The sequence below is a fragment of the Tolypothrix bouteillei VB521301 genome (genome assembly GCF_000760695.4).
In the GTDB taxonomy this organism is placed as follows: domain Bacteria; phylum Cyanobacteriota; class Cyanobacteriia; order Cyanobacteriales; family Nostocaceae; genus Scytonema; species Scytonema bouteillei_A.
This window is the reverse complement of sequence record NZ_JHEG04000001.1, coordinates 187,392-195,000: the sequence shown is the minus strand read 5'-3', so window position 1 is coordinate 195,000 and position 7,609 is coordinate 187,392. Positions and strand designations below refer to the sequence as shown.

Here is a 7,609-nt window from a genome sequence, read left to right as displayed (position 1 = left end):
CTGTCCACAGCATTGTAGTACGTGTGTAGCCCAGGACGTAAGGGGCATGCTGACTTGACGTCATCCCCACCTTCCTCCGGTTTGTCACCGGCAGTCTTCTTAGAGTTCCCAACTTAATGATGGCAACTAAGTACGAGGGTTGCGCTCGTTGCGGGACTTAACCCAACATCTCACGACACGAGCTGACGACAGCCATGCACCACCTGTGTTCGCGCTCCCTAAGGCACTCCCAACTTTCATCGGGATTCGCGACATGTCAAGCCCTGGTAAGGTTCTTCGCGTTGCATCGAATTAAACCACATACTCCACCGCTTGTGCGGGCCCCCGTCAATTCCTTTGAGTTTCACACTTGCGTGCGTACTCCCCAGGCGGGATACTTAACGCGTTGGCTCCGGCACTACGCGGGTCGATACGCGTAACGCCTAGTATCCATCGTTTACGGCTAGGACTACTGGGGTATCTAATCCCATTCGCTCCCCTAGCTTTCGTCCCTCAGTGTCAGTTATGGTCCAGCAGAGCGCTTTCGCCACCGGTGTTCTTCCCGATCTCTACGCATTTCACCGCTACACCGGGAATTCCCTCTACCCCTACCATACTCCAGTCTCTCAGTTTCCACTGCCTTTATCTAGTTAAGCCAGACGCTTTGACAGCAGACTTGATAAACCACCTGCGGACGCTTTACGCCCAATCATTCCGGATAACGCTTGCATCCTCCGTATTACCGCGGCTGCTGGCACGGAGTTAGCCGATGCTTATTCCTCAGGTACCTTCAACTTATTATTCCCTGAGAAAAGAGGTTTACAACCCAAGAGCCTTCCTCCCTCACGCGGTATTGCTCCGTCAGGCTTTCGCCCATTGCGGAAAATTCCCCACTGCTGCCTCCCGTAGGAGTCTGGACCGTGTCTCAGTTCCAGTGTGGCTGATCGTCCTCTCAGACCAGCTACCGATCGCCGTCTTGGTGCGCTCTTACCACACCAACTAACTAATCGGACGCGAGCTCATCTCCAGGCAGCTAGCCTTTCACCCATGGGCACATCCGGTATTAGCAGCCGTTTCCAACTGTTGTCCCGGACCTGAAGCCAGATTCTCACGCGTTACTCACCCGTCCGCCACTATCTCCGAAGAGACCGTTCGACTTGCATGTGTTAAGCATACCGCCAGCGTTCATCCTGAGCCAGGATCAAACTCTCCGTTTTGAAGTGTTTGTTTAGCTCTTTGTTGAATTTTTCCCTTCAACTACGGGTTTATTCTTTACTTACGCCAAGTAAAAGCTGTATAATTGCTTTCAAACTATAGAATTTTCAAGGTTCGGCACCTTTTGGCGTCGCTCGTTTGTGCGCCCGCCTCATCAGGCACTTTTTTATATTAGCGACCTCACTTCCTACTGTCAACATTTTTTTGAAGATTTTTTGAAAAATTTTTTTGATATGGCCGAAAGCCTCGTAGGAGAAGGGTTTTAGGGTAAAGTAATTTTGACAGAGCTAGAGGAAATTTGAAAGTCGTGAATAAATTAGGAATACTGCCACCAACAATAGTGCTAGAACCGTTACTGCGCGAGTGGTTATTAGAAGATATTGGTCGAGGCGATCGCACAACACAAGCACTGCTTGATGGTGAAGAAGGACAGGCAAATTGGGTAGCGAAAGCCGATGGAGTCATTGCTGGGTTACCCATAGCAGCAAAAGTGTTCAATCTATTGAACGAAAAAATCCATTTTGTGCCAGTTGTGGCTGAAGGCGAAAGTCGAGCACGAGGAGACGTTGTTGCTGAAATCAATGGACCTTTAGATGCGCTGCTTACGGGTGAACGAGTTGCACTTAATATAGTTATGCGTCTGAGTGGCATAGCTACCCTAACAAGGAAATATGTTGAGAAAATAGCTGACCTCCCAACCAAGTTGGTAGATACGCGCAAAACAACACCTGGGTTGAGACTTTTAGAAAAATATGCGATCGCCGTAGGAGGAGCAGTCAATCACAGGATGGGTTTAGATGACGCCGTCATGATCAAAGACAATCACATTGCAGCAGCAGGAGGAATTGGGAAAGCAATATCCCGCATACGCCACCAAATTCCCTATCCCCTAACAATAGAAGTAGAAACTGAAAATTTAGATCAAGTCAAAGAAGCATTACAATATGGTGCGGACATCATTATGTTAGATAATATGTCGGTTGATTTGATGCGTCAGGCAGTTTCCCGTATTCGGCAACATGACAGCCGCGTTAAAATAGAAGCTTCTGGCAACATTACTTTAGAAACTATTCGTCCTGTAGCTGAGACAGGTGTAGACTACATTTCGAGTAGTGCGCCCGTGACCCAATCCTGTTGGTTGGATTTAAGCATGAAAATCAAATAATTCCCCAAAAAATTGTCTGCGAGCAGATAAAACCTATAGTTGGAGAGAAAATCTCTCTCTGGAGTATAAAAATTCATCTATGAAAGCTACACAAGAAAAACTAAAACTGAAATTACAAGAGGCTTTAGCCGCAGCTTTCGGCGCTGAGTATGCGAAAGCAGACCCAATATTAGTACCTGCTAGCAATCCAAAATTTGGAGACTACCAGGCAAATGTTGCATTATCCCTAGCAAAACAGTTGGGACAGCAGCCAAGAGCGATCGCACAACAAATTGTTGGCAAACTAGACCTAACAGGTATTTGCAAACCCCCAGAGATAGCAGGTCCTGGATTTATCAATCTCAAGCTAGAAACAGAATACCTGGTAGAACAGCTCAAAGCCATTCAAGCCGATCCGAGACTGGGAGTAGCACCAGCTAAGAATCCCAAGCGAGTTATTGTAGATTATCCCAGCCCAAATATTGCTAAAGAAATGCACGTAGGGCATTTACGACCGGCAATTATTGGAGATTGCCTTGCTCGAATTGTAGAATTCATGGGTCATGAAGTTTTGCGGATCAGTCATGTAGGTGACTGGGGAACACCCTTTGGAATGTTGATTGCTTATTTAGAAGAAGCATATCCGGAAGCTTTAACAACCACTGAAACGCTCAACCTAGGCGACTTATCCTCATTTTACCGAGAAGCAAAAAAACGGTTTGATGCAGACGAAGATTTCCGCAAAGCAGCACACCAATCAGTTGTCAAACTACAAGCTGGTGACGAAAAAACTTTACTAGCGTGGAAAATTGTCTGTCAACTCTCCAGCAGAGCATACCAAGTCATATACGATTTGTTAGGAATTGCTCCCTTTATTGAAAGGGGGGAGTCTTTCTATAACGCTTTACTACCCCAAGTAGTAGAAGAACTTGATAAACAAGGTCTGTTGGTAGAAAACCAAGGAGCAAAATGCGTTTTTCTTGACGGTTTTACAAATAGGGAAGGCGAACCTTTACCTTTAATTGTGCAAAAATCCGATGGAGGTTACAACTACGCGGCTACAGACTTAGCAGCAATTCGCCACCGGGTTCAGGTCGAGAAAGTGCAACAAGTCATTTATCCAGTAGGTGCAGAACAAACCAACCACTTCGCCCAAATTTTTCAAGTAGGAAGAAAAGCGGGTTGGATTACAGACAATGTCGAGTTCGTTCACACCCCCTTTGGTTTAGTACTTGGAGAAGATGGTCAAAAATTGAAAACTCGTTCTGGGGAAGCAGTAAAGTTGCGAGATTTATTAGATGGAGCGATCGCTCACGCTCGTAAAGATTTAGAATACAGACTCAAAGAAGAAGGACGGCAAGAAAAAGAAGAATTCATTGCTGACGTAGCGCAGATAGTTGGCGTTAGTGCTGTTAAATATGCTGACCTTAGCCAAAACCGTACCAGTAACTATATTTTTAGTTATGAAAAGATGTTAGCTTTAAAAGGCAACACGGCACCATATATGCTCTATGCTTACGTCAGAACTCAAGGCATTAGCCGTGAAGGTAACATTGACTATGACAAACTCAGAGCAGATGTACCAATTATTCTGCAAGAAGAATTAGAACTGAATTTAGCAAAACATTTGTTACAGTTAGATGAAGTCCTGGCTGAAGTTGAAAAAGATTTGCTGCCAAATCGGTTGTGCGAGTATTTGTATCAGTTGAGCCAAAAGTACAATCAATTCTTTGAAAATTGCCCAGTTCTGAAATCTGAAGAACCCGTGCGAACATCGCGACTCATACTGTGTGACGTGACAGCTAGAACTTTGAAGCTTGGATTATCCTTACTAGGAATCAATGTTTTAGAGAGAATGTAAAAAAAGTCAACATTTTTTGCATTCTTTGCGACGCCTGGTGCTACAACGGGGGAAATCCCCCACAGTTGCCTTAACTGCTGGCTTTGGAGTTCCCACGGAGTAGGTATAGGTCACAAAGGAGCAACAGGTGTAACACGCACGGGAATCTCAGTCGCTTCCTCAATCTGAACCGCAAATGTTTGTAAAAAAGTTGCACTCACTTGTTTGAGAGTTCTTGTTGAATAAGGAAGAGATTCGGTATCATTACCTCGTGCTTCTAATTGATGAACTAATGGTCGAGGACGTGTAGGAGTATTCAGTTGAATTTCATCTGGCTCTAAGTGCTGTACTAAATCAATGTAAGCAAGGCGTTCTTCCAAAGACCAAGGAAATAAGATCGTAGTTTGGATAGTTAGGCTTCCTTGGTACTCTTGGTGAAATTTTTCCAGCCCAGCTAAAATAGACGATAGATCTACACCCTCTACATGGCGATTAACCCTTTGCAATTGCTCTAATAAAATAGCATCTAACTTAGCTGCAACCGTATCTGCTAGGGTAAGAGCCGATCGCACTTCTGAACTGTTGAGCAAAGTGCTATTTGTTAACACAACTGTAGGTCGTTGCGTTATCTCTTTAACAGCGGTAAGAATTTCTTCTAAATTTAGTGCTAGAGTCGGTTCGCCACTCCCGCTTAAAGTCACAACATCAAATTCCCAAGGTTTAAAAGCTTGTAAGTCCCGAACAATTTGCTCTGTAGGAACAAATATTTGACGCTTGATGGTGCGAACTTCGATCTCCCCGAGTTGACAGTAAGCACAATTGAAAGAACAAGTTGAGATACAACCAATAGGATCGATGCCAAGCGATCGCCCAAACCGCCAAGATTTTACAGGTCCGTAGACAGAAGCGAACGGTAGAGTTAAATTAGACATAATATGTGATACGTATTTATTCCATAAGCGATTAAAATTTTACTCGCATTTTTAATATTTGCCTTTGGCGTGTACGTCAATATTTATTCTCTCCCCTCCCCCCGTATTTTGTTACTCAGTTAGATCGGCTAAGATAGCAAAGCAAACGTGAACTGTAACAGAATAGGGAAACTCCGGTGCAAGTCCGGGGCTGTGCCGCAGCTGTAAACGAATTTTAGATTTTAGATTATTGCCATCTAAAATCCAAAATTGCGTTAGCCAGAACGCCTATTTATTACCTGCTCACTCTATTTCCTGCGTAGCACGGGAAGGGAGCCTTATAACTGGATGCTGACCACCAATACTCCAAATCACTTTTATTCAGAATCTTCAACTGCTCAAAGTCTAAAACTGTTACCCCTACCAATACAACGTCCTTTGTTAATGGTTGGACACGGTACTAGGGATGAAGAAGGAAGACAAGCTTTATTAGATTTTGCGACTCTTTACCAAGCTTTAGATACATCACGTCCAGTTTTGCCTTGCTTTTTGGAACTGACTGTTCCTTCCATTCAGCAAGGTATAGACCAATGTGTGGCACAAGGTTACACTGAACTGACGGTATTGCCCATACTGTTATTTGCTGCACGCCATAATAAATTTGATGTCACAAATGAACTCGATCGTGCTAAATCCCGACATCCACAGTTAAAGTTTCACTACGGGCGTCATTTTGGCATTACTCCTGTAATTGTAGATCTGTGGCGATCGCGTCTAGCTGAACTTGACAAACCCGAACACAACCCCGAACAAATATCGCGTTCTGATACCGTTCTCTTATTTGTTGGACGTGGTTCGAGCGATCCCGACGCTAATGGAGACGTATGCAAACTCGCTCGCATTCTTTGGGAAGGAAGCGGTTACTCCACCGTAGAAACCTGCTTTATTGGCATTACCCACCCCAGGTTAGAAGAAGGATTTTCCCGCGCACGGCTTTATCAGCCCAAACGCATTATCGTTTTGCCATACTTCCTATTTACAGGGGCATTAGTAAAAAAGATATTTAATATCACCGCTCAACAGCAAGAGCAACATCCAGATATTTCCATAACTTGTCTACCAGAGATGGGATTACATCCAGTTCTCCTGTCCGTACTGAGAGAAAGAGAAATTGAAACTCAACTAGAACAAGTACAAATGAATTGTGAGATGTGTAAATTCCGTCTATCTGCTTTAGCAAATAACAAACACGAGCATTCCCACACTCATGACCACCATCACCACCATCACACTGACGACCATACCCATCCACCCGAAGATCCTTATGCAGATATAGAAAAGTACCATCAAAAAATTTGGCAAGCACCATAATATGGCTAATGGCTAATAGCTAATGGCTAATGGCTAATGGTGAGTCCAGTGCTACAGGCGGGTTTCCCGCACCCTGGCAACTGGCGAACAAGGGAGGGCGTATAGCCCTGCGGGCATAGCCTTCGGCATCGCGGAGCGTGCGCTTTGCGCTTAGCGTGTGCCTTGCACATAGCATTTTCGCTACTGAGATACAAGGGAGGGCTAATGGCTAATAGTTAGGCTAATAGTTAATAATTAGTGGACAATTAGCAATTAGCCATTAGCAATTAGCCATTAGCAATTAACTCAACATTATGTCCAAAGAATTTGCTGTAGGTAGTAAAGTACGCATTGTATCACTACCACCTTACGTAAAAACTGCCGAACCCATGCCCATGCTGCGCCCTCCTGATGTTATTCGCATTGGGGAAGAAGGTATAGTTATTGACCGTCGTCCTGGTGGATACTGGGGTGTTCGCTTTGCAAGGGGCGCTTTTCTCCTTGATAGTCAGTACATTGAACCTGTAGAGACTGCTTCGGAATCTTGAGACTCTCAGAATGGCGACCAGAAATTGTAAACTTATATTAAGTTGTGTTTCTGGTATAAATCATTATGATTTCTCGCCGCACTTTTTTGAACATATTATTTGCTAGCTGTTTTGCTATCATCAGTTGGTTGAATTTTGCCCCAGTTGCTAATGCCCTTGGTGGCAAACTTCCAGTCATTAATCAACCGGCACCTGATTTTACACTGCCAACCAATACTGGTGATGGCAAACTTTCTCTCGCCGAGCTACGTGGTAAGTGGGTGGTACTTTACTTCTATCCCAAAGATTTTACTCCTGGCTGTACTATAGAAGCCCGTCGCTTTCAGCAAGACTTGCCAAAGTATCTCCAAAAAAACGCTCAGATTGTTGGTGTAAGCGCTGATGATGTCAATTCTCATGCTGAATTTTGTGATTCAGAAGGTTTAAAATTCCCCTTGTTGGCTGATACCACTGGTGCAGTTAGCAAAGCCTACGGTTCCTGGATGAGCTTTGTGTCAGTACGCCACAGTTTTATCATCGATCCAAATGGTGTCTTGCGCGAGACTTTTGTGAAAGTGAATCCTGCTACCCATAGTAAAGAAGTTTTCGCTCGACTTGAAGAGTTGCAAAAAGCAGCGTAAAG

General features: G+C 44.4%; 6 protein-coding genes, 1 rRNA gene and 1 riboswitch (1 of these 8 running past the window's edge). Of the genes, 5 read left to right on the top strand and 2 right to left on the bottom strand.

Translation table 11 applies throughout. The annotated features are described in order from the left end of the window. Positions 1 to 1,196, bottom strand: a 16S ribosomal RNA gene (locus HC643_RS00765) (it extends 293 nt beyond the left edge of the window). A gap of 305 nt (positions 1,197 to 1,501) precedes the next feature. On the opposite strand from HC643_RS00765, the gene nadC reads away from it, so the two are divergent. Further along, positions 1,502 to 2,359 (top strand): carboxylating nicotinate-nucleotide diphosphorylase, encoded by an 858-nt coding sequence (gene nadC / locus HC643_RS00760; protein WP_038081796.1) that lies wholly within the window; start codon positions 1,502 to 1,504, stop codon positions 2,357 to 2,359. 79 nt (positions 2,360 to 2,438) lie between these two features. Then, a complete protein-coding gene (argS, locus tag HC643_RS00755; RefSeq protein WP_038081798.1) occupies positions 2,439 to 4,199 on the top strand; it encodes an arginine--tRNA ligase in 1,761 nt (586 codons plus the stop codon). A 110-nt stretch (positions 4,200 to 4,309) separates the two neighbouring features. On the opposite strand, the gene HC643_RS00750 is transcribed toward argS, so the two are convergent. Further along, positions 4,310 to 5,110, bottom strand: coding sequence for a radical SAM protein (locus tag HC643_RS00750; RefSeq protein WP_038081800.1), 801 nt, complete (start codon positions 5,108 to 5,110; stop codon positions 4,310 to 4,312). A gap of 121 nt (positions 5,111 to 5,231) precedes the next feature. Next, a riboswitch (cobalamin riboswitch) is annotated at positions 5,232 to 5,399 on the top strand. 38 nt (positions 5,400 to 5,437) lie between these two features. Here HC643_RS00750 and HC643_RS00745 point away from each other — a divergent pair. From HC643_RS00745 to HC643_RS00735, 3 genes are all read left to right on the top strand, one after another. After that, positions 5,438 to 6,460: a sirohydrochlorin chelatase gene (locus HC643_RS00745; protein ID WP_038081801.1), complete on the top strand. Its 1,023-nt coding sequence runs from the start codon at positions 5,438 to 5,440 to the stop codon at positions 6,458 to 6,460. A 293-nt stretch (positions 6,461 to 6,753) separates the two neighbouring features. Next, positions 6,754 to 6,987, top strand: coding sequence for a regulatory protein SipA (gene sipA / locus HC643_RS00740; protein WP_038081802.1), 234 nt, complete (start codon positions 6,754 to 6,756; stop codon positions 6,985 to 6,987). Between the two features lie 65 nt (positions 6,988 to 7,052). After that, positions 7,053 to 7,607 carry a peroxiredoxin gene (locus HC643_RS00735; protein WP_038081803.1) on the top strand — a complete coding sequence of 185 codons (555 nt, stop codon included), beginning with the start codon at positions 7,053 to 7,055 and terminating at the stop codon, positions 7,605 to 7,607. Positions 7,608 to 7,609: the final 2 nt, after the last annotated feature.

What these genes read in the sequence shown, in the direction of transcription:
- HC643_RS00735 (WP_038081803.1), top strand. Translation starts at nt 7,053, where the DNA reads ATGATTTCTCGCCGCACTTTTTTGAACATATTATTTGCTAGCTGTTTT.
- HC643_RS00745 (WP_038081801.1), top strand. Translation starts at nt 5,438, where the DNA reads ATGCTGACCACCAATACTCCAAATCACTTTTATTCAGAATCTTCAACT.
- HC643_RS00750 (WP_038081800.1), bottom strand. Translation starts at nt 5,110, where the DNA reads ATGTCTAATTTAACTCTACCGTTCGCTTCTGTCTACGGACCTGTAAAA.
- argS (WP_038081798.1), top strand. Translation starts at nt 2,439, where the DNA reads ATGAAAGCTACACAAGAAAAACTAAAACTGAAATTACAAGAGGCTTTA.
- sipA (WP_038081802.1), top strand. Translation starts at nt 6,754, where the DNA reads ATGTCCAAAGAATTTGCTGTAGGTAGTAAAGTACGCATTGTATCACTA.